Origin of the sequence: Shewanella sp. 10N.286.52.C2 (assembly GCF_002874545.1) — a bacterium.
Taxonomy (GTDB): Bacteria; Pseudomonadota; Gammaproteobacteria; order Enterobacterales; family Shewanellaceae; genus Shewanella.
The window spans coordinates 1-1766 of the sequence record NZ_MCTV01000054.1; the positions used below are offsets into that span (position 1 = coordinate 1).

A 1766-nucleotide genomic window follows, 5' to 3' on the forward strand; every position below is an offset into this window, starting at 1 on the left:
ACCTATACCGCCGATAACTCGCAGCCGAGTATTCAAGGTCTTAAAACGGGTGGAACCGTTACCGATACAGTATTAGTTCATTCGGTTGATGGCACTGAGCAAAAAATTACAGTCACCATCAATGGTACTGACGACAAAGCCTTGATTGCGGGCACCTCAACCGCCAACTTAACTGAAGATAAAGACGTTCATGGTGGACAGCTTCGCGTCGATGGTGCGCTGACGGTAACGGACCTCGATGCAGGTCAAAGCCAATTTACCGCCACCTCACTACAAGGTCAGTTCGGCACGTTATCGATTAACAATTTAGGCCATTGGACCTATGCCGCCGATAACTCGCAGCCGAACATTCAAGGCCTTAAAACTGGCGAATCATTAACGGATACTCTCATAGTTCATTCAGTCGATGGCACTGAGCAGAAAGTTACCGTCACCATTAATGGCACTGATGATAAAGCCGTGGTTGCAGGAACAAGTACCGCACAATTAACCGAAGACAAAGACGTCCATCAAGGACAACTTCATGTCGATGGTGCCCTCACTGTTACTGATGTCGATACAGGACAAAACCAATTCCAGGCCACTGTGCAACAAGGTCAATTTGGTGCGCTTTCTTTAAATGAATTAGGTTATTGGACTTACACTGCTGATAATTCTCAGCCAGCGATTCAAGGTCTGAAAACTGGCGAGTCGCTCACCGATACGCTAGTTGTTCATAGTGTTGATGGCACAGAGCAAAAAATCACTGTGACCATTAACGGCACTGATGATAAAGCCGTTATTACAGGCACTTCAACAGCACAATTAACCGAAGATAAAGATGTCCACCAAGGACAACTTCATGTCGATGGCGCGTTAACCGTTACCGATGGTGATGCAGGAGAAAACCAATTTCAAGCGAGTGTTGAGCAAGGTCAATATGGCTCACTGACGTTGAGCAAATTAGGACATTGGACTTATACGGCAGATAATTCACAACCATCTATTCAAAGTTTAAAAACAGGTGAAAAGGTAACTGATACCTTAATCGTTCAATCTATCGATGGCACCGAGCAACAGATCACAGTCACCATCAATGGCAATGACGATAAAGCGGTGATTACTGGAATTTCAACAGGTGACGTTGATGAAGGTCATGGTAGTTTTGGCGATATGTCACCAGATTATGCACAACCTGGTATGGCCAAGCTTGGACAAGCTGCATTAACCGCTGATGGCAAGTTAGATATTGTTGACCCTGATGTTGGTGAATCACAGTTTGACTCTAAAGGCGGTGCCTGGAACAACTCCTACCACGGACAATATGGACATTTATTGTTAAACAGTGATGGAACTTGGCATTACGACGTGACCGTTGGCAGCGTAGACTGGGTCGGCAATAGAAAATCAACTATTGGCTCTACTATAGATAAACTTGGAGAAGGACAAACATTAACTGATACAATAACGATCCAATCAAAAGATGGTACATCCCACGATATTGTTATTACTATTCATGGTGATAATGATCGACCTTATTGTTCATCAGAAGTTTCACTTGCCACAGGCACTGAGGATACAAACCAAACATTTACTCTTGCACAATTATTAGCTAATACAGTTGATGTCGATGCTAATGATGCCGGTAAGCTTAGTATTGAAAATTTAGTTTCCGACCATGGTTCAATCCTAGATAACAATGACGGCACTTATACGTTCACGCCAGAAAAAGATTATAACGGCCAAGTTCATTTTACTTATGATGTAAAAGATGCACACGGTGGTGT

The 1766-nt window shown here is 43.4% G+C and carries 1 protein-coding gene; it reads left to right on the plus strand.

The annotated features are described in order from the left end of the window. Positions 1-1766 (plus strand): VCBS domain-containing protein (locus BCU94_RS16680; RefSeq protein WP_198590904.1); only part of this gene is annotated, 1766 nt, incomplete at both ends.